General features: G+C 70.4%; 1 protein-coding gene. It reads right to left on the minus strand.

Annotation, left to right across the window (positions count from 1 at the left end):
- Positions 1–1,131: 4Fe-4S dicluster domain-containing protein (locus FVW20_RS16180; protein ID WP_196610403.1), on the minus strand; the 1,131-nt coding region annotated here is incomplete at both ends.

The raw sequence follows: 1,131 nt of genomic DNA on the forward strand, positions 1-1,131 counted from the left end.
GGCAGCCGGTCGGCCAGAATGCCCCACGCCTGCGCCACCCTGTCCGGTGCGGACGCGGCAAGCTGGCAGCCGGGCAGGAACAGCCATGCGCAGGTTTCCGCCCCTGCCGGGGCGCGCAGCAGCGCGGCATGCGGCCCGTTGCTGAAGGCCATGTCGTCCAGTGCGAATTCGTGGGTGGAGGGCGGCATCTTGCCGTCATGCACCAAGGTGCGCCGCGCCTCGTGGCACAGCGGGGCCATGTCGAACCCGGTGGGGCACACCGTGCCGCACAGCCCGCACAGGCTGCACGAATTGATGAACCGATTGGCCTGATGCACGCCCTTGACGATGGCCAGATTGTTGTAAATGCGCCGGGCATGCTTCTTGGGGTAGTCGCCGTACTTTTCCAGATACGGGCACACCTTGACGCATTCCAGACACTGGCATTGCAGACAGCGGGCAGCCTCGGCGCGATACGGCGCGTCTGCAATGTCGGGCGCGACACCGCCCTCCCCCTCGCCTGCGGGCGACAGTGCGGGCAACGCTACGGGCGCCACCGCCTCCACGCCTTTCAGGCTGGTGAACAGGTGGGTTTCGAACGGTCCCTGCCGTTCACGGCCCGCCTCCAGCGAAACACCGGTCAGGTGGCGATCCATGGAGGTGGCGGCATGACGACCATCTGCGGCTTCGTCGATGCAGCGCGCCGCATCTGCCGGGCCATCCACGGGCCAGCCACCGCAGAACACGCCGGGCAGATCGGGGTGGGCCAGGGTCAACGCGTCGCACCGGCTGCGGTCCGGCAGGCCCAACGCGCGGGTAGCAGCCGGGCTCCACGCCACGAATACCGCCCCGTGCGCGGCGCGCATCTCTTCCAGCACCGCCACCGTTGGCGCGACCGGTGCGGCAAAGCGCACCTTCAGCCCGGCCAGCCGGTCCAGTTCCCTGTGCAGGGCATCCGGGGGCAGCACGTCCGGGGGGATGGCGGCAAGGCGGCCAGCGGCGGCCAGCCGGGGATCGCTCTCGCCCCCATGCTCTCCACTGTCTTCCAACCACCCGGCCAGGGTCACCGCATGGCCCTTTTTCGCCAGATCCCAGGCCACGGTCAGCGCCGCCAGCCCGCCGCCCAGCACGGCGGCGCGCAGCCCCCGCCCC

It is taken from the genome of Nitratidesulfovibrio oxamicus, assembly GCF_015731765.1.
Classification (GTDB): domain Bacteria; phylum Desulfobacterota; class Desulfovibrionia; order Desulfovibrionales; family Desulfovibrionaceae; genus Cupidesulfovibrio; species Cupidesulfovibrio oxamicus.